Genomic DNA, 23,211 nt, shown 5'->3' on the forward strand with positions numbered 1-23,211 from the left:
TACCAGTTTGTTTCGTTGAGCCATTTTGGGGCTTCCCCTAAGGGAAACACATTCCAGGGGCGATGGGGGCGCCAATGCGAAAGATATTCCACACCGTATGATCCTCGCCGGCGATCCGCCGGCGAATCTCCCAACCAAAGACTATTTGCCGCGTGTCGGGCCGCTCCCGTGCGCACGGCTTCGCATACGCGCGCGCCAAGCGCCGAGCTGAGGGAAATGAAGATGACCGTCCTGACCCCGCGCACCGCGCGCCGCGCCCGCAAGACCCTGCTCGCCACGACCGCCCTGGTCGCCGCCGCCGCGGCGCTGCCCGCCTATGCGCAGACGGTCCCTGTCCGGGGCGGGACGATCGAGGGCGCCGACCTGGTCACGGACTATCCGGGCGGCACCGTCGTCGTGAGCAGTTCGGGCAATCCGGTGACGATCACCAACGTGACGATCGAGGCCAACAACCTCGATGGCGGGTCCGACGCCTATGTGCAGAACCCCGGCACTGTCGATCAGACGATCATCCTGGCCGGTTCGAACAGCTTCACGACGACGCAGGCGGGCGGCACGGGGTTCCGCGTGGGCAACAACAATGCCGGTCTGACCGTGTCGATGACCGGCGGGACGCAGAGCTTCTCCGGCCGGTACGGCATGTACCTGACGGCGCACGGCGCGCTGAACCTGGTCAACACCGGTGGCACGCTGAATGTCTCCGGGGTCGGCCTGTACGGCCTCTACGCCTTGACCGATGCCGGAATCGTGAACCTCGACCTCGGTACGGTGAACATCACCGACGCAGGGGGCAGCGGCGTCTACGCCTCCGGCACCACCGGCGCATCCGTGGCGACCAGCGGCGGCAGCATCACGGCGGACACCGGAATCTTCGCCAGCTCGGGCGGCCTGACCAGCATCGTCTCGGGCAGCACGATCTCAGCCACGACTTACGGTATCCAGGGCAGCACGACCGGGACCGGGCATGTCGAGATCACTTCGAACGCTGCGATCACCGCCGGCAATATCGGCATCTATCTGTCAAATACGAACGGGGACACCGGCGACTTCATCCGCGCCAACGCCAACGTCTCCGGCACCACCTACGGCATCCGCACCGCCGGCAACCGTGCCACCAACGTCACCGTCGCGGCGGCGGCCACGGTGCAGGGCGGCTCGGCAGGCGTGTATCTCGGCCTCGGGGGCGGGATGGTCTCCAACGCCGGCACGATCACTGGCGCGATCGGGATCAGCAGCCAGTTCGCGGACACCAGCATCCAGAACAATGGAACGATCGCCGGCACGACGACCTATGGCGTCAACATGGCCGGCGGCACGCTGACCAACAATGCGGGCGGCACGATCTCGGGCCAGACCTGGGCGGTATCGACCGGCAGCCCCGGCGACCTGAGCATCACCAACGCCGGCACGATCACCGGCGGCACGAGCGGCGCGATCAGCGCCTCCGCCTCGGGTGCGCTGACGCTAAACCTGGCGGCCGGCTCGACGACCACCGGCCGGGTCGCGGCGGGCGGCGCCACGGTGGCGGCAACGATTGCGGGCACGCTCAACGGCGATTTCACGGCCGCCGGCGCCGGCGCCACCACCGCCACGCTGGCTGCCACGGGATCGGTCAATGGCAACGTCACCCTCAGCAACTATAACGACGTCTTCACCACTCAGGGGGGCGCCATCTCTGGCATGCTCGACGGCGGCGCGAGCTACGACACGCTCAACCTCGCCGGCGGCAGCACTTCGCTGAACATCACCGGTTTCGAGGCGATCAACCAGCAAGGCGGCACCAACACGCTGACCGGCAATTTTGCCGGTGTCTCCACCTTCGCGGTGACCGGCGGCACGCTCAGCCTGAGCAGCCCCACCGCGCTGACCACCACCCTTACCCTGAACGGCGGCACATTGCGCGCGGCGACCGTCGGCGCGTTCGGCTCCGGCCAGATCCAGGCGACGACCGGCACGCTCCAATATGGCGCGACGGGCAGCTATGCCAACGCGATCCAGCTGATGCTGAACACCGGCCCGGCGGTGCGGCTCGAGGCCGATGCCGGCGTCACCGCGACCCTGACCGGTAACATCATCCAGCAGAGCGGCCCCGGCCAGTCGCTGGTGATCGGCGGCCTCGGCACGATCGCGCTCACCGGCGCGGGCAACTGGACCAACGGCACGACGATCGACAGCGGCGCGACGCTGATCACCAGGCCCTCCACCGTCGCCGCCGGCGGGATCACCAACAACGGCACGCTGGTGTTCGACAACAGCGGCAACGGCGCGTTCAATCTCACGATCGCCGGCACCGGCAACCTGGTGAAGCGCGGCAGCGATTCGCTCACGATCGCCGGCACCAACACCTATACCGGCACGACGACGATCGAAGCGGGCACGCTCACGATCGGTTCGCTCAACACGATCGCCACCAGCTCCGCCGTGGCGCTGACCGGGAGCACCGCGGTGCTCAACCTGGGCTCCAGCGCGGAAGGCGCGGCAATCAACAACCTGTCCGGTGTCGCCGGCAGCAGCGTGACGCTCGCGGGCAAGTCGTACACGCTCGCCAACAGCGCCAACACCGTGTTCGCCGGCAACCTCTCCTCGGCCGCGCCCTTCGACGCCATGCGGCGCATCACCAAGACCGGCACCGGCACGCTGACGCTGTCCGGCGACACGTCCGGCCCGCAGGTCGGCGTCGCGATCAACCAGGGCGCGATCGCGCTTGCCGGCACCGCGTCGCTCGCCAATGCGCAGCTCGTGACGGTCGCCAGCGGCGCAACCTTCGATATCTCCGGCATCACCGGCGCGACCAGCAGCGTGCGCGACATCAATGGCGCCGGCGCGATCGTGCTGGGCAGCAAGACCCTGTCGGTCACCGCCGCCAATTACTTCGGCACCAGCACCCCGCTGACGGGCACGATCACCGGCACCGGCGGCTTCGAGATCGCCGGCGGGGCCGTCGCCTTCGGCAATGCGATGGCCTATTCGGGCACCACCATCATCCGCGCCAGCGGCCAGCTCAACCTGATGTACAGCGCCTCGCTGCTCCAGTCCGACGTGATCGTGGACGGCCAGTTGGGTATCACGGCGCCGACGACCGGAATCCGCAGCCTTTCGGGCGCTGGGCAGGTCTATCTGGCTACCAACACGCTCGAGATCAGCAACGGCGGCACCTATCTGGGCACGATCGACAACGGCTCGCTGCGCCTGACCGGCGGCGCGCTGGCGATCAACGGCTATGCCAGCCTCAACACGCTCACGCTCGACGGCGGCGACGCGACGATCGGCACGGGCGGCGCCTCGGACTATTTCAACGCCAACAGCATCGTGCTGAACAACGGCACGCTGACCGCCAGCCGCGACAATGTCACGCTGAGCAACGTCTCAGGCGCGGGCAATCTGGTGAGCGCCGGCCTGACCACGCTGCAGGACAGTAGCTACACCGGCACGACCACGGTGCAGAGCGGCACGCTATCGCTCCGGCTGGGATCGGCGATCTCGAATAGCGGCGCAGTGACCGTCAACGCACCCGGCACGCTCGAACTCGCCTATGGCAGTGAGACGATCGGCAGCCTCTTTGGCGACGGCGCGGTCAATCTCAACCAGTATACGCTGAGCGTCACCGATGGCGGCAATTTCGCCGGCGTGATGAGTGGCACCGGCACGGGCAGCCAGGGCATCGTCGGCCTGATCGTCGAGAGCGGCCAGCTGACCCTGACCGGCGACAGCACCTATACCGGCGACACGCATATCGAGAGCGGCGGCACGCTGACGCTGGGCGATGGCGGCACCAGCGGATCGCTGGGCACCGGCCTGATCCGCGTCGGCCCGGGCGGCAACCTGGTCGTCGACCGTTCGGACACGCTCTCGATCGCGGCGCTCGCCGGCGGCGGCCGCTTCCTGCAGAGCGGCACCGGCATCACCCAGCTGGACGGCAATGAAGGCTTCTACGGCGACGTGCTGGTCACCAACGGCACGCTCGCGGTGCTCGGCGCCTACACGCTCGAACAAGCGCATAGCGTCTCGCTGACCACCGCAGGCACCCTGCTCGATCTCAGCGGCGCCTCGAGCTCGGTCGGCATCGGCACGCTGTACGGCGCGGCCGGCAGCACCGTGCGCTATGGCGACGCGGGCATGCGGGTCATCATGGCCAACAACCAGGACTTCGCCGGCGTATTCGACGATGTCTCGACCGCAACGCCCGCGCCCCAGATGCTGCTCACCGGCGCGGGCCAGCTCACGCTTTCCGGCCAGAGCAACATGCGCGCCGTCGGCGTGGACGGCGCCTATGCCATCCTCAAGCTGACCGGCACCGGCTCGCTCGGCACCGGCACCGCGGTGACGATCGACAATGGCGGTACGCTCGACCTGTCGAGCCTGACCGGCACCAGCTACGCGATCGGCGACCTCGCCGGCAATGGCGGCACGGTCACGCTCGGTGCTACGACACTGACGATCACCGACGGCCAGTCCAACAGTTTCGCGGGCGCTATCCACGGCACCGGCGGGCTGCACCTGACCGGCGGCGCGATCGGCCTGAGCGGCCTGAACGACTATAGCGGCGATACGGTGATCGCCGCCGGCGCGTCGATCCTGCTCAGCGGCAACGGTTCGCTCCTGAATTCGAAGGTCGTCCTGAACGGCAGCCTCGACGTCGCCAATGCCGCGACCATTTCCGAACTCGCGGGCGACGGCACGGTCGTCCTGACCAGCGGCACGCTCTACATCGACGGCAATGGCGGCGAGAGCGCCTTCACCGGCATCGTTACCGAGCTGGACAGCGCCAACCCGCGGGACCTCGTCATCAATTCGGGCCACCAGACCGTCTCGCAGGACTGGACCTATACCGGGCTCACCGTCCTCGCCGGCAGCGCCGGCATGACGATCGGCGATGGCAGCACTCATGGCTCGCTGGCCAGCGCAGTGCTGCTGAACGGCGGCACGCTGACCGCCGACCGATCGGACACGATGACGATCCACGGCCTGTTCGGATCGGGCACGCTGCTGCAGGCAGGCGCGGGCGAGACCATCCTGGCTGCAACCAGCCAGGTCGGACCGGCCTTTGGCGGCGATGTCGTCATCGCCAATGGCGCGCTGACGCTGGCCGACTGGAACGCGCTGAGCCAGGCTAGTTCGGTCACGCTCAGCGGCGCGAACGCCGTGCTCAACACCGGCAGCAACCTCGAGATCGCGCAGATCAACAACCTGTCCGGGGTCGCTGGCAGCACGATCAATATCGGCCGCGACATCCTGCAGGTGAACAACACCCAGGACACCGTGTTCGCGGGCGCGCTGCACAGCGTGCCGGATCCCAGCCCTTTCTATGTCCAGGGCATGATCAAGTCGGGCACGGGGACGCTGACGCTTACCGGCCAGAACACGCTCGTCACTGCGATCGTCGACGAGGGCACGCTCGCGGTCTCCGGCAGCGGCGCGATCGGCGATGTCGCCTATGTCTGGCTCCGCGACGGCACGCTCGACCTGTCCGGCATCACCAACGGCGCAACCGCGTTCGGCACGCTCAACGGCGACAACAGCGACGCCATCGTCAATCTCGGCGCGACCACGCTGACCCTCAACGGCGAACCCTATGGCGGCGAGTTCAGCGGCGTCATCCAGGGCAGCGGCGGGCTGATCGTCAAGTCGTGGCAGCTGCTCGAAGGCGTCAACACCTATAGCGGCGACACGGTGGTTGATGCCGGTGCCAGGCTGGCGCTCGCTGGCATGGGCTCGATCGCCAACTCGGCTTTGGTCGTCAATGGCGTGTTCGACCTCGGCAGCGTCTATGACTCAGACAATGACGTAGTCCCCGATGTCACCATCGCCAACCTCTCGGGCAGCGGCGAAGTCAATCTGAGCGACAGCACGCTGGTCGTCGGCGGCAATGATCAGAACGCGAGTTTCTCCGGCACGCTCTCGGGCGGCGCCGGCCGGGTGGAGAAGGATGGCATCGGCACCTGGACGCTTTCCGGCACCAACGACCTCACCGACCTGTTCGTCTTCGGCGGCACCGTCGCGCTCGCCGGAAACGGCAGCCTGGGCAGCAACGCCGTGGTCGACCTGTTCGGCGATCTCGACATTTCGGGCCTGACCAATGGCGGGACCAGCATCGTCGACCTGGGTGGCTTCGGGAGCGTCAACCTCGGCGCCAACACGCTCACGCTCACCGATGGCAGCGCGAGCTATGGCGGCGTGATCAGCGGCACCGGCGGCTTCCATGTCGCGGGCGGCTACGGCACCTTCTCGGCCACGCAGCTCTATACCGGCACGACCACGATCGACGCGGGCGCCACGCTGTACCTCGTCGGCTTCGACGGCAGACTCACCGGCGCGGTACAAGTCGATGGCACGCTGGACGTATCGCTCCACGCAGGCGCCCCCTTCATCGGCGGCCTGTCGGGCACCGGCACGGTCGAGCTCCGCCCGGACCGCGATCTCACCGTCAATGGCGGTGGCAGCTTCTCGGGCTCCATCCATGGCGGCGCCGGCATGGTCTTCGCCGCCGGCACCAGCACGCTGAGCGGCACCAACGACTATGCCGGCACCACCACGATCGACACCGGCGCGACGCTGGTGCTCTCGGGCGCGGGCACGACCGGCACCGGCGCGGTGATCGCGAACGGCGCATTCGATATCTCAGGTTCCAGCACGGGCGTGAACATCGCCAATCTCGCGGGCTCCGGCACGGTGGCGCTCGGCGCGAACACGCTGACTCTCGGCTCCGACAATCTCGACAGCCTGTTCGGGGGCGTCGCCTCCGGCACCGGCGGACTGACCAAGGTCGGCACCGGCGTGCTGACCTTGTCGGGCGCCAATACCTATTCAGGCCTCACCCAGGTCGCAGAAGGCACGCTGCGCCTCGGCGCCGCTGGCGTGCTCGCCGACGATTCGACGCTCGAGGTCCGCAACGGCGCGACGCTCGACATGAACGGCTTCGACGAGACTGTCGCCGCCTTTACCATCCAGGGCAACCTCACCGGCGCCGGCACGCTGACCGCCGCGCTGTACAATTTGCTCGGCGGCGCCATCGACCACGACCTCGGTGCCGGCGCGGTCTATCAGCTGGGCGGCACGACGCTGCTGAACGGCACGTCTGCGGGCTCGGCGGTGCACGTCAATGGCGGCACGCTGGTGCTCGGCGCGGACGACCGGCTTGCCGATACGGCGACGGTGACGGTGCTTACCGGCGCGGCGCTGGACCTGCAGGGGCATAGCGACACCGTCGGCAGCCTGGCGCTGGCCGGCACGCTGGACGGCACCGGCACCCTGACCGCCGCGACCTACACGCTCGACAGCGCCCTGGTGAACGCGAACCTCGGCACCGGCACGCTGATCCAGCATTCGGGCAACTCGCTGCTGAACGGCGCGGCGGCGACCAGTGTGGTCAACATCACCGGCGGCACGCTCCAGCTCGGCGCCTCGGATCGCCTGGCCGATGCCGCGGCGGTGACGGTCGCTGCCGGCACGACGCTCGATCTGCAGGGCTTCAACGATACCGTCGGCACGCTGGCGCTGGCCGGCACGCTCTCGGGCACCGGCAAGCTGACGGCCGCCACCTACACGCTGGACAGCGCGACGGTGGATGCCAACCTCGGCACCGGTACGCTGGTCCAGCATTCGGGGACTTCGCTACTGAACGGCGCCGCGGCAACCGGAGCGGTCAACCTGACCGGCGGAACGCTGCAGCTCGGCGCCTCGGATCGCCTCGCCGACACGGCGGCGGTCAATGTCGCGACCGGCACCATCCTGAACCTCCAGGGTTTCAGCGACACGGTCGGCACGCTCGCACTGGCCGGCACGCTTTCGGGCACCGGTACGCTGACGGCGGCGACCTACACGCTCGATGGCGCAACGGTTAACGCCAACCTCGGCGCCGGCACGCTGATCCAGCACTCCGGCACTTCGCTGCTCAACGGCACTGCCGCCACCACGACGGTGAACATCGACGCCGGCACGCTGCGCCTCGGCGCTTCGGATCGCCTGGCCGATACCGCGGCGGTGACCGTGGCAAGCGGGACGACGCTCGACCTGCAGGGCTTCAACGACACCGTTGGCACCCTCGCACTCGCCGGCACGCTCTCGGGCACCGGCACGCTGACCGCGGCCAGCTACACGCTCGACGGCGCGGCAGTGAACACGAACCTCGGCACCGGCACGCTGACCCAGCATTCAGGCACCTCGCTGCTGAACGGCACCGCGGCCACTACGACCGTCAACGTCACCGCCGACACGCTCCGGCTCGGTGCCGCGAACCGCCTCGCCGACACGGCCACGGTGACCATGGCGAGCGGCACTACGCTCGACCTGCAGAGCTTCAGCGACACCGTCGGTACCCTCGCCCTCGCCGGCACGCTGGACGGCACCGGCACCCTCACCGCCTCGACCTACACGCTCGACAGCGCGACGGTGAACGCCAATCTCGGCACCGGCACGCTGATCCAGCATTCGGGCACCTCGCTGCTGAACGGCACGGCGGCGACCGGCACGGTGCATGTCGACGCAGGTACGTTGCGCCTCGGCGCGGCGAACCGCCTCGCCGATACGGCTGCGGTGACGGTGGCGAATGGCACGACGCTCGATCTGCAGGGCTTCAACGACACGGTCGGCACGCTCGCCCTCGCCGGCACGCTCTCGGGCACCGGCACGCTGAGCGCGGCGAGCTACACGCTGAACGGCGCGACGGTGAACGCCAATCTCGGCGCCGGCACCCTGATCCAGACCGGCGGTGCCTCGACGCTGCGCGGTAGCTTCGCGGGCAATGCGATGCAGCTGAACGGCGGCACGCTGACGCTCGATCGCACTGGCGCGATCACCTATGCCGGCACGCTTTCGGGTACCGGCGCGCTCGTCCAGACCGGCGGCGGCGTGTTGACGCTGAGCGGCAACAGCACGGGCTTCGCGGGCACCACTACCGTCTCGGCCGGCGGCCTCGCAGTGAACGGCCAGCTCGGCGGCACCGTCACGGTTTCGGCCGGCGCGCTCTCGGGCACCGGCAGCATCGGCGGCGCCGTCAGCCTTGCCGACGGCACGCATCTCGTCGGCGCGAATGGCGCTACCCTGTCGATGGGTTCGCTTGCCCTCTCCTCGGGCACCGCGATCGACGTGACGCTGTCCCAGCCTTCCACCGCGGCGCTCTTCACCGTCGCGGGCAACCTGACGCTCGATGGCACGCTCAACATCACCGCCCAGCCAGGCTTCGGCGCGGGCATCTACCGCCTGATCTCCTATGGCGGCACGCTCACCGACAACGGCCTGGCGCTCGGCACCGTCACTGGCGGCACGGCTGCCGGCCTGTCGGTGCAGACGGGCAATGCCGGCCAGGTCAATCTGGTCAACACCAATGGTGCCACCCTCGCCTTCTGGGACGGCGGCGTCGCGGCGAACCACGACAATGGCATCGTCAATGGCGGCGTCGGCACCTGGAGCCTCGGCACCCGCAACTGGACCGATGCCAATGGCACGATCAACGGCCCGATGCAGCCGGTGCCGAGCTTCGCGGTGTTCCAGGGTACCGGCGGCACGATTACGATCGACAACGGCGCCGGCCAGGTTGCAGCGACGGGCATGCAGTTCGCCTCGAACGGCTACACGCTCTCGGGCGGCGCGCTGGCGCTCTCGGGCGCCCAGGCCACCGTCCGCGTCGGCGACGGTACCGCAGCAGGCGCGAACATCACCGCCACCATCGCTTCGGCGCTCACCGGCAGCTCCGCGCTGGTTAAGACCGATCTCGGCACGCTCGTGCTCACTGGCGCCAACAGCTACACCGGCGGCACGATCGTCCAGGCGGGAACGCTGATCGGCAACGCTGCCTCGCTACAGGGCGGCATCCAGAACGCCGGCACCGTCACCTTCAACCAGGCGACGAACGCCAGCTTCTCCGGCGCGATCAGCGGCACCGGCAGCTATGTGAAGTCGGGCGCCGGCGCGCTCACCCTCACCGGCGCCAGCAGCAGCACCTGGCAGATCACCGCCGGCAGCCTGATCTCCACCTCGGCGCTGTTCACCGGCAACGCCGATCTGGGAGCGGGCACCAGCCTGGTCTTCGATCAGGCGGCGAACGGCACCTACGCCGGCACGCTCACCGGCACCGGCAGCGTGCTGTTCCAGGGGGGCGGCACGGTGTTGCTCACCGGCAACTCCTCGGGCTTCCTCGGCACGACCAGCGTCGCCGCGGGCAGCATGTTCTCGGTCAACGGCACACTGGGCGGCATGATCAACGTCGCGGCGGGCGGCCGCCTCCAGGGCAGCGGCACGGCGGGTTCGGCGAGCGTCGCCGGCACGATCGCGCCGGGCAACTCGATCGGCACGCTCACCTTCACCGGCAATCTCGCCCTCACCTCGGGCAGCGTGTTCGAAGTCGAGGCCAACGCCGCGGGCCAGAGCGACAAGATCGTCGTGGGCGGCACCGCCTCGATCGCGAGCGGCACTACGGTCACCGTGCTCGCGGCGAACGGCAATTATGCCGCCAACACCAGCTACACGATCCTCACCGCGGCGGGCGGCCTGTCGGGCACCTTCACCAACGTGACCTCGAACCTGGCCTTCCTGACGCCGACGCTGGCGTACAGCGCCAATGCGGTAACGCTGAACCTCAAGCGCAACACGGTCGACTTCATCTCCGTGGCGCAGACGGGCAACCAGAGCGCGCTCGCACCCGCGGTGCAGGCGCTCGGCGCGGGCAATAGTGTGTACGAAGCGGTTGCGGTGCTTACCGCGCCGGAAGCCCGGGCAGCATTCGATCAGCTCGCCGGCTCGGACTATGCGAGCGTCCGCGCCTCGCTGGTCGAGGACAGCCGCTTCATGCGCGACGCGATGCTCGCGCGCGACGAGATGGCGGGCACCGAGGGCCTTGCGATGTGGGGCCGCGTGGTCGGCTCGTGGCGCGATGTGGACGGCACCGCAGAGGCGCAGGGCTACAAGCGCTCGACCCAGGGCTTCATCACTGGCTTCGACGGTTCGTTCGACGGCCATTGGCGGATGGGCGTGGCGCTGAGCTATGGCACCGGCGAGTTCCGCACCGGAAATGCGACGCACAAGGCCGAAAGCTATCAGGCGGGCACCAGCCTGCTCGGTGCCTATGGCCCGGTCTCGATCCAGTTCGGCACTGCCTATGGCTGGAACGCGATCAATTCGCAGCGCCACGTCGCGTTCGGCGGCCTCAACCAGCTGCTCGGCGACAAGTACGATGCCCGCACCTTCCAGGCCTTCGGCCAGCTGGCAGTGAAGGGCAGCATCGGCGGCGTCGATCTGAAGCCCTTTGTCAGCCTGGCGCATGTCGCGCTGTTCGACGCCACGGTGAACGAGCATGGCGGCAGCGCGGCGTTGCACGGCGGCACCGACGGGTTCGATGCGACCTATGGCAGCATCGGCCTCAAGGGGCGGGTCGGCTGGGATCTGGGCGGGACCAAGCTCAGCATCGACGGTTCGGCGGCCGCGCGCCGCGTGTTCGGGGACCGGGTGCCGACGATCGACCTTGCCTTTGCCGGTGGCAATACGTTCCAGGCGAGCGGCATTCCGCTCGACCGGACGAGCGCCGCAGTCGATCTCGGGCTCGAGCTCGACCTCAGCGAACATATTCGCCTTGGCCTGTCGTACACGGGCACCTATGCGGATCGCTCGACCGACCACGGCGCCCGCGCCCAGCTCAGTTGGCGCTTCTGACCCTCCTTCCCGGGTGACCTGAATGTTCGACCGTCTCGTCCGCTTCTCCGCCCGCATGACGCCGCTCGCCATCGCGGTGTCGAACGGGGCGGAGCACATCGGCTACCGCGACTTCGATCGCGCGATCGACCAGGCGGCTGCGGCGCTCGACCGGGGCGGCGTGATGGGCACGGCGCTGGTAGGGATAAGCGTGCGCGACACCTATCGCCACCTGCTGCTGATCCTCGCCTGCGCCCGCCGCGGCGTGCCGACCGTGTCGCTGATCCCGGATATGGCCTGGCCGATGGTCACGCTCACCGGCGCGGCAAAGCTGCTCAGCGACGATCCGGCGCATGCGCCGGGCCTGCTAGTCGATGCCGCATGGCTTGCCGCGGCAGTGGCAGCCGAGCCTTCCGAGCTCGCCCGGGTCACGATCGATCCGGAAGCGCTCGGCCGGGTCCAGCTTTCCTCGGGATCGACCGGCGAGCCCAAGGCGGTCGGCATGAGCTGGGCGCTGATGGATCGGCGCATCGAGCACACCTGGACGCGCAACTTCGGCTATGAGCGTCTGCTCTCGCTGGTCGGCCCGGAAAGCGGCGCGCTCCCGCTGTTCCTGTGGTGCTGGGCCAAGGGCGGCACCGTGCTGTTCGGTTCGTCCGATCCCGCCATCCTCGCCCGCACGCTGCCCATCCTCCAGCCCACCGGAATGCTTGCCGCCCCGGCCCAGCTCGCGGTCGTCCTCGACGCGCTGCCGGCAGAGGCGACGCCCCTGCCCGGCCTCCAGATCGCCATCGGTGGCGCGCATGCCGCCCGTCCCTTGCGCGAGCGCGCGGCGCTGCGCCTCGGCACGGTCAACGTCACCTATGCGTCCACCGAGGCCGGCGTCTGCACCAACGGCTTCGCTGCCAGCCTGGACAGCGAGACCGCGGTCGGCTGGATCACCCCCTGGTCCGAGATCGAGATCGTCGACGAGCAGGACAATGCCCTGCCGCTCGGCAGCAGCGGCCGCGTGCGTGTGCGCGGCTCCGACGTGGCGAGCGGCTATATGGGCAGCAGCGGTTCGGACGATCGCTTCCGCGACGGCTGGTTCTATCCGGGCGACATCGGCGCGATGGACGCGCGGGGCATGCTGCGCATCGAAGGTCGCGAGGACGAAGTGATGAACTTCGGCGGCCAGAAATTCCTGCCCGGCGCGCTGGAAAACCCGGTGGCGCTCGTCCCCGGCATCTCGGGTGTCGCCGCCTTCGCGCTCGAGGATGCGCAGGGCATCGCCCAGCCCTGGCTGGCGATCGTCCGCGACGGCGATATCGACGAGGGCGCGATCGGCCGCGCGCTGGCGATGCCCGAGCTGCCGCCGGTGCGCATCGCCTACATCGACGCGCTGCCGCTCACGCCGCTGGGCAAGGTACGCCGCGAAGTACTCCGGGAAGCGGCACGCCAGCTGAAGGCCTCGTAGGAGCCGCCACTTCGCCGGCACCGCGCCGTAGAGGCCGCCGGCGCAGAGCCCCAATCGCAAAAAAGATCCCGCAACCTGGCGGGAATTTTCTTTCCCATGTCTCATACATGGCAGAACGAGAATTCAATCTCGGCGAAGGAGGGGGTTACGCCAGGGGAGGCAGACAAGCAGCTTGCGCAAAGGCGCCGGACCGCGGCCTGGGTCGCGCGGGAGATCGTGCCCCATGAAGTGCGGATCCGCCGATGGCTTGCGCGCTCGCGTCTCTCGCTCGAGGACATCGACGAAGTCATGCAGGAAGCCTATTGCCGCATCGCCATGCTACCCTCGGTCGATCATATCGACCAGCCGCTCGCCTATATGTTCGCCACTGCCCGCAACCTGCTGCTGCGCCGGCTGAAGCGCCAGCATGTCGTGGTGCTGGAGGCGCTGAGCGACATCGAGACCTGGCAGGACGAGGCCACCCCTTCCCCCGAGGAACAGGCGGCGAGCCGCATCAGCTATGAGCGCGTGCTGGCGATCATCGGGCGCCTGCCCGAACGCTGCCGCAAGATAGTCGAGCTGCGCAAGATCGAGGGCTGGTCGCAAAAGGAGATCGCCGCCCATCTCGGCATCACCGAAAAGGCAGTCGAAAAGCAGGTCTGGACCGGCGTCCGCGCCATCCGCGATGCCTGGACTCAGGCCGAGACGCAGAGCGAATATCGGATGCTGGGCGGCGAGCGGAAGGAGGCCCAGTCATGACCTCGGCCCGCTCGAACGAAGCCAGGGACGCAGCGGCGCAGTTCGTCGCGCGCATGGATAGCGGCAACTGGACCGACGCGGATGAGGCCCTGCTCCAGGCCTGGCTCGCCGAGGACCCGATGCGCCAGGGATTGCTGCTCCAGATGCAGGCGCAATGGCTTGCGCTCGCCCCGACCGCTGCCGAGGCCGACTTGCCTTTCGAGGAGGATGCCGAGGAAGCATCGCTTCGCTGGGCGCGCCGCGGCGTTCTCGGCGGCCTGGTGGCAGCTTCGGCCGCGGCGGCCTTTGTCGGGCTGCGCTGGAGCGGCGCTCCGGCCGAATATGCGACCCGCCTGGGCGAGATCCGGCGACTGCCGCTCTCGGACGGATCGGTGATGACGATCAATTCGGGCAGCAACCTGACCGTCGCGATGGCGAAGCAGGCGCGCCAGGTCGAGCTGACCCAGGGCGAAGCCTGGTTCGAAGTGGCCAAGGACGCGCATCGCCCCTTCGTCGTCGCCGCCGGCAATGTGCGCGTCCGCGCCGTCGGCACGGCTTTCTCGGTGCGCCGGCGTGAGACGGGCGTGGAAGTACAGGTCACCGAAGGCGTGGTGGAAACCTGGTCCGACGGCGACCAGAGCCTGCACATGCGGCTGGTGGCGGGCGACCGCGCGATGATCAGCGCCCATGCGGTGGTCGACTACGAGACCGGCATTTCCTCGTCGGTCGATCGGGCGCTGGCCTGGCGCAGCGGGATGATCGACCTGAACGGCCGAACGCTCGCCGCCGCCGCGGAGGAGTTCAACCGCTACAATCCACGGCAGATCATCATCGCCGACCCCCGCATCGCGCGCGAAGAGTTCGACGGCCTGTTCCGCATCAACGATCCCGAAGGCTTTGCCGAAGCCGTGAAGGCAAGCCTCGGCGTGTCGGTCGATCTCAGCGAGCCTGGTCTGATCCGCATCAAATGACGAAATTTATTTCGAAAATGCCGGAAGGATTTTTCTGACACCGGTATCTAAAAATCAGCGCGGATAAAAATCCGCCCGACAAAAAATGGGGAGGGAAAATGCGTAATTCCACTTTGCGTGGAGCCTTGTTCGCGTCTTCGGCGATCGCATGCATTGCAGCGTCGCCGGTTCGAGCCGAAGCTCAGACCCGACAGTTTTCCATCGCGGCGCAGTCCGCCGAAACCGCCATCAGCCAGCTTGGCCGCCAGGGCGATATCCAGATCATCGCGGCACGGCGCCTGACGCGTGCCGTGCGCACCAATGCAGTGCGCGGCGAGATGAGCGTCGACGAAGCCCTGAACCGCCTGCTCGCCGGCACGGGGCTGATGGCGCGGCGCACCGGCCCGCTCTCCTATGCGATCGTCGTCAACGCAACGCCGCCCGCCACGCGGCACACCGCACCAGCGATCTCTGCCACGCCCGCAGCGAGCCAGAGCGCGAGCGTGAATGTGTCGCTGCAGGCCGCGCCCGCGGTCGAGGCGCAGGCATCCGACCAGGAAGAGCCCGCCGCACCCGAGATCGTCGTCACCGGCTTTCGCGGCAGCCTGGAGAAAGCGCAGGACCTGAAGCGCAAGGCGATCAACCTCACCGAGAGCATCCTGGCCGAAGACATGGCCAAGATGCCCGATCTCAACCTGTCGGAATCGATTCAGCGCCTGCCCGGCGTGGCGATCTCGCGCGAAGGCGGCGAAGGCCGCAACATCACGTTGCGCGGCTTCTCGCCCGACTTCACCCGCACCACGCTGAACGGCATGGAAGTGCCCGCCAGCAGCGACGGTCTCGATTCCGGCGGCTTCACGATCAACGCCGGCCGCGCGTTCGACTTCCACGTCTTCGCATCGGAGCTGTTCAACCGGATCGACGTCCAGAAGACCCAGCGCGCCTCGATCGAGGAAGGCGGCATCGCCGGCACGGTCGACCTCTACTCCGCCAAGCCGTTCGACTTCAAAGGCTTCCACATCGTTGCCTCCGCGCAGGGCGGCTATAATGCGATGACCCGCAAGGTCGACCCGCGCGCGACGCTGATGGTCTCCGATACCTTCGCGGACGACACGATCGGCATCCTGCTCTCGGCCGCCTATTCCAAGCGCACGGTCTACCAGGAAGGGTTCGCCAGCGTCCGCTGGACCTCGCCCTTCGTCAATGGCGACAGCTGGGCCAATAGCAACCCGACCGTGACCGGCACGCCGGCCAATTGCGGCGCGGCCAATCGGCTCGACTGCCTCTGGGCACCACGGCTGCCGCGCGCCGATTTCTTCGGCAACGACCAGAAGCGCCTCGGCCTGACCGGCTCGATCCAGGTCAAGCCGGTCGACGGCATGAAGATCAGCTTCGACGCGCTTTTCTCGCAGCTCGACAACGACCGCTACAACTACAACTCGATGGAGTGGCTGCTGACGCACGGCCCGGCGGGCAATTTCGTCGGCCAGACCCCGGTGTCGTTCACGATCGCGCCCGACGGCAAGGAGCTCGTCGCGGCATCCTTCAACGACGTGACCTCCTGGTACGAGAGCCGGCACCAGACTTCCAAGTCGCAGTTCCAGCAATATGTGCTGTCGGGCGACTATCAGATGTCCGACACGCTGAAGCTCGATGCCATGGTGGGAAAGGCGCGTGACGCCGCCGATCGCACCGAGCTGCGCTTCTATGCCCGCTCGATCCCGCACTTCTATTCCTACGACTATAGCGACAGCGTCGACGTGGCGAAGGTGAGCTATGGCAGCTACGATCCGAACAACGTCAGCAACTTCATCGATGCGACCACGCCGGCGAACCGCCTGAACAACGTCGTGAAGGACAATTTCACGGCCAAGGCCAATCTGACCTTCCAGAAGGGCGCCTTCACCGCGCTGCTGGGCGTCGCCCATAATCGCCGGCTCGTCGGCTATTCGGAAGCGCAGGGCAATTTGCCCGGCTTCGCGCCGCAGAACTATCTGACTGCCTTCCCCATCCCGCATTTCGGCGACGGGGTCGTCGACGGCGGCCTGCCGACCTTCGCCGTGATCGATTTCGACAAGATCGAGAGCTCCGGGCTGATCTCGTCGAACTACACGACGAACGTCGCCGCCGGCTGGGAAGTCGTCGAGAAGACGACCGGCGGCTATGGCGAGGTAACTGGCGAAGTCGCGATCGGCGCGATGAAGCTGCGGCTCGACGGCGGCGTGCGCTATGTGCGCACCGACGTGTCGTCGAGCGCGGTGATCGCCGGCTCGCCCGTCACGGTGGGCCGCCACTACGACAATTTCCTGCCCTCCTTCAACGCGGCGCTCAACGTCACGCCGGACCTCGTGGCGCGCTTCGCCTATGCGCGCTCGATGACGCGGCCGGGCCTCGCCGCGCTCAACATCGCCGCCCCGGTGTTCGAATACACGACGCGCACCGTCAGCAATCTCGGCGACCCGAACCTGAAGCCCTATCTCTCGAACGACTTCGACGTCGGGCTGGAATGGTATTTCAGCAAGGGCGGCCTGATCGCCATCGGCGGGTTCAAGAAGAACATCATCAGCTCGCTGACGACCTCGGTCGTCCAGCAGATGGTGCCGACCGAGTTCTGGGCGGCGATCTATGCCGATCCGCGCTACAGCCCGTCCTACAATGCCGATCCGAAGACGGCGCAGTACACCTTCTACAAGACGATCAACGCGCCCGGCGGCAACAGCGTGACGGGGTTCGAGGCGACGCTCAACCTGCCCTTCACCTTCCTGCCCGGCCTGCTGTCGAACCTGGGCTTCGCGTCGAACTACACCCATGTCCACGCGCGGGATTCGACCGGGCTCTCGCCCAATTCGTATAACTTCACCGGCTATTACGACACTGGCAAGATGGGCCTGCGCGTCTCGGTCAACAAGCGCGACGACTATCTGCTCAGCGAGCCCGGCGGCAACGGCCATGTCCAGGAACGCAAGTACGGCCCGACCCAGGTCGATCTCTCGGCCTATTACAACCTCACCAAGCGGCTGAGCCTCAACGTCCAGGGCATCAACATCACCAACGAGAAGGAGCGCATCTACGGCACCGGCGACGGGTCGCAGTATCTGGTGCGCGAATTCTCGAAGACCGGCGCGCAGTGGTTCGTGGGAGCGCGCTACCAGTTCTGATACCTTCCGGGGCCGTCGGCGCCCTCCCACCGACGGCCCTCTTTTTCACGCGCGGAGTGCATGCATTGTCGAACCTGAGCATTCTGGCATGGGCTCTCGCCGCCGCGGCCATGATCCCCGGGGCGGCCGCCCAGCGCGTCGTCGATGACAGCTACACGATCGGCCAGCGCTTCGAGCAATATCGGGACAAGTATCCGGGCATCGCCTGGGCACCCGTCGTCTGGCGCGAAGGCCAGGCCGTGCGCTTCGACCGGCCTTACAAGAATACCGGCTCGCGCGACCTGCATGTCGATGTGTTCAAGGCCGCGCCCGGTTCTCCCGCCAGGCACCAAGGTATCCTGCTCGTCCATGGCGGCGGCTGGAGCGCCGGCAACAAGAATCACTTCTACGCGCTGGCGAACCTGCTGGCGCAGCGCGGCTACGCCGTGTTCCTGCCCGAATTCCGCCTGTCGCCCGAAGCGCCCTATCCGGCGGGGATGATCGATATCGGCGACGCGCTCGCCTGGGCGCGTGCGCATGCGGCCGAGTTCGGCCTGACCGCCGACCGCATCGCCGTTGGCGGCGCCTCGTCCGGCGGGCAGATGGCTTCGCTCCTGGCCTATGCCGGGCCCTCCGGCCTGTTCGGCGACGGCAAGGATCGCCGCGCAAACGCACTGATCGACCTGGACGGCGTGCTCGACTTCACGCTGCCGGAGACGCTGAAGTTCGAGAACGCCGCCGGCGAGGGCTCCCCTGCCGCGCGCTGGCTGGGCGGCTCTTACGAGCGTGCCCCCGCAAAGTGGCGCGAGGCGAGCGCCGCCAGCCATGTCGGCCCCGATGCGGTGCCGACGCTTATCGTCAGCAGCGGCATCCCGCGCTTCACTCAAGGCAAGGACGGGGTAATCGCGGCGCTGGACCGGTACCACATTGCCCATCGCGCGTTCGCGTTCGAGAACGCACCGCACGACTTCTGGCTGTTCGAGCCCTGGCTGCCGCGCGCCGCCGCGGAGATCGACAGCTTCCTCTCCAGCCTTGCTGCCAAGGAGCCTGTGGCGAAGTGATCCGGCATGTCTTTGGCGCCCTGGCGGTGGCCGTCGTCCTCGCTCAGCCCGCAGGCGCATCGCCCCGCGTGCCGGGCACCCTCGCCGTCAAGCCGGCCTGCGGCAGGGCTTCGGCATCCTGCTACACGTCGATCGCCCTCGCCCTCGAGGCGGCTGCACGCGACACATCCGGACGGTGGATCACGATCCGTGTCGCCCCCGGCGACTATCGCGAGAAGCCCAATATCACCCGCGACCGCATCCGCCTTGTCGGCAGCGGCGCGGGCAGGACTCGGCTGCATTTCGATGCGGTGGCGCAGACCGCCAAGGCCTATCACCGCGCCGGCTGGGGTACGCCCGGCTCGGCCACCCTCACCATCGATGCCAAGGACGTCGTCGTCTCCGGCCTGACGGTGGAAAACGACTATGACTATCTCGCCAATGACCGGCTGGCCGATGGCGATCCGGGCAAGATCGGCAATCCGCAGGCCGTCGCGCTGCTGCTCGATATCCATAGCGACCGGGTTCGCCTCGAGCATGTGGGCCTGCTCGGCTATCAGGATACGCTGTTCGCCAATGGCGGGCGGGCGCTGATCCGCAGCAGCCTGATCGCGGGAAATATCGACTTCATCTTCGGCAACGGCCAGTTGCTGATCGAAGACAGCGAGATCCGCTCGCGCCGCCGCAGCGCCCCCTATTTGGCGGGGGAATTCCAGTCCTTCATCGCCGCGCCCTCGACGCAGCTCTCGCAGCAGCACGGCATCATATTCTATCGCTCGCGCCTCACGCGCGAGCAGGGGGTGCCGGACGGCGCCGTCGCACTCGCCCGCCCCTGGCATCCGACGACGAGCTTCGCCGATGGGCGCTATGCCGATCCGAAGGCGGTGGGGCAGGTTTCCTTTATCGACTGCGTCATGGGGTCCCATATCCATCCGGATCACTGGACCGTGATGAACGGCACCGCGCGCGCCGGAACCATGACGGACGTGTTTCGCCCGCAGGATTCGCGCTTCATGGAAGCCGGCTCCCGGGGACCGGGTGCCGTTGCCCGGGACATCGGCATGTCCTGGAAGGGGCAACGCGATATCCGCAGGATCAAGGCCGACTTCTTCTTGAAATGGCGCTTGTAGGCCTGTCCGGCTCGCAGCGCCCTGGTAGAGCGTGAGGCGCCGGCGAGTGCCTCCCCCCGCCGGCGCCCCGTGCATCCTCAGAACTCGGCGCTGAAGCCGAAAGTGAAGGTGCGGCCGCTCGTCGTGTAGACGTCGGTGCGATAGGCATCGATGCTTTCGAACTGGCGGATCGGCTCGTTCGTCAGGTTGATGCCCTCGGCGATCAGGCGCACGCCCGGCAGAACGTTCACATGCGCCTGGAAGTCGACATTGTTGGTCGCGCGGATACCGGCACCGGCATTGACGTACGCATTGCTGGCGCCCGTCAGATACTCGCTGCGATAGGCATCCGACACGCGCACGCCCCACACCTTGTTCTCGTAGTAGAGCGTCGCGTTGAACGCCCATTTCGAGAGGTTCGGCAGCGGCAGCACGCGCGACTGGGTGACGTTGTTGGTGGTGTAGAACGCCGTGTAATGCCCGTCGAACCAGGTGCCGTTGCCGACGAAGCCGAGATGCTTGAGTGTGCCCGGCAGGAAGGTGAAGTCGTGCTGGAACGCGACCTCCACGCCCTTGATGTCGGCGCCCGGGCCGTTGATCGGCTGCGAGACGTCATAGGGGGTGTTGGCATCCTGGCCTTGGATCAGCAGCGAGAGCGGCAGCCCGGTCTGGCCATAGGGGATCTGCTTCGTCGACGAGGTGATGAAGCTGTCCATGTTCTTGTAGAAGAACCCGACCGAGGCGAAGCCATGGCTGTCCATGTACCATTCCGCCGAGCCTTCGACCGAGGTGGCCTTGTAGGGCTTGAGGAACGGGTTGCCGAGGCTCAGCGAGCCGCCGTTCGGGCGCGTGGTGATCGATCCCGCCGCGGCCAGGTCGCCCAGGCCCGGACGGTTGACGTTGCGGCTGGCGCTCACGCGCAGCACCACCTGCTTCGACACGTCGAGCGCCACATTCGCCGCCGGCAGCCAGCCGTGGCTGTTCGTGCCGATCGCCACGGGCGTGAACCCCGTGCCGGTCGCCAGATGGCCCGACGAGATCAGGTCGGTCGAGTAGTAGCGCAGGCCCGCATTGGCGCGCAGACGCATGCCGCCCAGCATCGTGTCGAGGTCGAACTGGGCGAAGCCGGCCCAGGTCTCTTCGTCGACGCGGTAGTCGCTGCCCGCCTGGAGGTTGGCGGCGGTCAGGTCGCGCTTGTCGCCGATCAGCGCATAGGTGCCGTCGACGTTGCCGACGATGTACTGGACCTGGGTGTCGACCGCCACCGTGTCCTTCAGGCTGTTCGGGATCGTCGTGAGCGTCGGGGTGTTGTGGAACACCTTGTTCGCCCAGGTATAGCCGCTGTTGATGAAGTGCTTGTACTCGCCGCCGGCCTTGAAGGTCAGCGCATCGTTCAGCGCATAGGCACCGTCCAGCTTGCCGGTGGCATAGCTGTTGGTGATCTTGTTCTCCTGCACGTCGAGGCGCTGGAGCTGCCAGTTGTTCGGATCGGTCAGGCTCTTGTCATAGGTGTTGACCGGGATCGTCGGGCGGTCGTCATAGCTGAAGGCGAAGTTCTTCGCTTCCATGAACACCTTGTCGAACACCGGCTGCGCGAAGTCCGATTCCTCGTAGCCGCCCAGCGCGCGGACGGTGAAGCGGTCGGTCAGCTTCCACTCGGCATTGACCACGCCCTGGTAGAAGTCGGTGTGGTTCTTCACGATGTGGTGCTCGGAGCGCAGGTCGATGCCGGTGAAGCTCGCCGCGCGCAACGTGTTGGTGCCGTCGATCACTGCGCTCTGGATGACCTGCGCGCCGTTGATCGTGGTGCCGGTCAGCGGGTTGGCGCCGGCGGTGGCGAGCGCATAGTCGTCGCGATAGTCCCACAGCCGCCCGTAGAGCAGGTCGACGTCGAGCTTGAAATTGTCGCCCGGGTGATATTGCAGCGACGAGGTGACCCCGAGGCGCTTGCGATCGGTGTACCAGCTCGACGGCGACTGGGCGGTGGGCTGCCACACGCCGTTCAGCAGCTTGGTGCGCGTATCTGCATCGATGTTGGGCCCGATATTCGCTGCGGCATATTTGGTGAGGCCCCAGCCCCAGTTACGATAGCCATATTCGTTGTTGCGGATCTGGCTGTAGGCGACCGAGATCAGCGCGCCGAAGCTGTCGCCATGCGTCGAGGCCAACGCGACGACGCGCGGAGTGACGCCGCTGGTGTTGCTGTTGGTCTGGCCCTTGGCCGAGACGACGAACTTCGAGCCCTGATAGTCGAACGGCCTGGCGGTGGAGAGCTGCACCGTGCCGGCGATACCGCCCTCGTCCTGCTCCGCCGCATAGGACTTCTGCACCGCGACGCGGTTGAACAGCTCGGAGGCGAACAGGCTGTAGTCGAACGAGCGCGAACGGCTGACCGCGCCGCGATTGTCCATGCCCGACGCGGTGTTGCCCAGCACTTCCATGCCATTCAGCTGGGTGCGGGTGAAATCGGCGCCCAGGCCGCGCAGCGCGATCTGGCGGCCTTCGCCGGTGTCGCGGGTGATCGTGATGCCGGGAACGCGCTGGAGCGATTCCGCCAGGTTCAGGTCGGGAAAGGCAGCAATATCGGTGGCGACGATGTCGTCCTCCGCGCCCACCGCGCCGCGCTTGAGCCGCTGCGCTTCGGTCAGGCTCTGGCGAAAGCCGGTGACGACGATTTCGCTGACGGGCTCGGCCTGCACCTCGGCGGTCGTGGCCGGCGCGTCCTGCGCGATCGCAGCCTCACGTGGCGCGGCGGCAACCGGAGTCAGCCGCGGCGCGGGCGCCTTGGCGGCGGGCTTCAGCACCACCACGCTGCCGCGCATCGACGCGACCAGGCTGGTGCCACGCAGCAGCTGGTCCAGCGCCGCGCGCGTGGTTAGCGCGCCGCGCACCCCGCTCGTGCGGCGCCCGGTCACCGCCCCCGGCGCAACCACCACCTGCAGGCCGGTGACGCGCGAGAATTCGGTGAGCGCACCGCGCAGGTCCGACGCGGCGATGTCGAAGCGCATCGCGCGGGTCGCTGCGGCGTCCTCCTTCGGATGCGCCTGCGCGATGGCCGGCGTGGCGAGCGCAATGGCCAGCGTGAACAACGAAACCCCCTTGATCTGATTCATGTCTTCCTCCGCTCCGGCGCGAGTGCGCCTTCGTGGGGAAAGACGGGCGGATATCTTCAGCTGGACA

8 protein-coding genes are annotated in these 23,211 nt (G+C 67.6%); 7 read left to right on the top strand and 1 reads right to left on the bottom strand.

Annotation, left to right across the window (positions count from 1 at the left end; genetic code table 11):
* Nucleotides 1–216: 216 nt before the first annotated feature.
* The 7 genes from ABLE38_RS01980 (at nucleotide 217) to ABLE38_RS02010 (ending at nucleotide 20,052) form a co-directional block, all read left to right on the top strand.
* The gene (locus tag ABLE38_RS01980; protein ID WP_348972488.1) at nucleotides 217–11,643 is read left to right on the top strand and encodes an autotransporter-associated beta strand repeat-containing protein; all 11,427 of its coding nucleotides are present in this window, start codon (nucleotides 217–219) and stop codon (nucleotides 11,641–11,643) included.
* Between the two features lie 22 nt (nucleotides 11,644–11,665).
* Entirely contained in the window at nucleotides 11,666–13,078 is a 1,413-nt protein-coding gene (locus tag ABLE38_RS01985) for a class I adenylate-forming enzyme family protein (RefSeq protein WP_348972489.1), read from the top strand.
* A gap of 216 nt (nucleotides 13,079–13,294) precedes the next feature.
* Nucleotides 13,295–13,816 carry a sigma-70 family RNA polymerase sigma factor gene (locus ABLE38_RS01990; protein ID WP_348972490.1) on the top strand — a complete coding sequence of 174 codons (522 nt, stop codon included), beginning with the start codon at nucleotides 13,295–13,297 and terminating at the stop codon, nucleotides 13,814–13,816.
* The gene (locus tag ABLE38_RS01995; protein ID WP_348972491.1) at nucleotides 13,813–14,766 is read left to right on the top strand and encodes a FecR domain-containing protein; all 954 of its coding nucleotides are present in this window, start codon (nucleotides 13,813–13,815) and stop codon (nucleotides 14,764–14,766) included. The genes ABLE38_RS01990 and ABLE38_RS01995 overlap by 4 nt, the downstream gene beginning before the upstream one ends.
* Nucleotides 14,767–15,056: 290 nt before the next feature.
* Nucleotides 15,057–17,903 (top strand): TonB-dependent receptor, encoded by a 2,847-nt coding sequence (locus tag ABLE38_RS02000; RefSeq protein WP_348972492.1) that lies wholly within the window; start codon nucleotides 15,057–15,059, stop codon nucleotides 17,901–17,903.
* Nucleotides 17,904–18,013: 110 nt separating this feature from the next.
* Nucleotides 18,014–18,943 carry an alpha/beta hydrolase gene (locus ABLE38_RS02005; protein WP_348972493.1) on the top strand — a complete coding sequence of 310 codons (930 nt, stop codon included), beginning with the start codon at nucleotides 18,014–18,016 and terminating at the stop codon, nucleotides 18,941–18,943.
* A complete protein-coding gene (locus tag ABLE38_RS02010; protein ID WP_348972494.1) occupies nucleotides 18,940–20,052 on the top strand; it encodes a pectinesterase family protein in 1,113 nt (370 codons plus the stop codon). The genes ABLE38_RS02005 and ABLE38_RS02010 overlap by 4 nt, the downstream gene beginning before the upstream one ends.
* A 77-nt stretch (nucleotides 20,053–20,129) precedes the next feature.
* Here the strand turns inward: ABLE38_RS02010 and ABLE38_RS02015 are convergent, their stop codons facing one another.
* On the bottom strand, nucleotides 20,130–23,144 hold the full coding sequence (locus tag ABLE38_RS02015) for a TonB-dependent receptor (RefSeq protein ID WP_348972495.1): 3,015 nt from the start codon (nucleotides 23,142–23,144) through the stop codon (nucleotides 20,130–20,132).
* Nucleotides 23,145–23,211: the final 67 nt, after the last annotated feature.

Origin of the sequence: Sphingomonas sp. KR3-1 (genome assembly GCF_040049295.1) — a bacterium.
Classification (GTDB): domain Bacteria; phylum Pseudomonadota; class Alphaproteobacteria; order Sphingomonadales; family Sphingomonadaceae; genus Sphingomonas.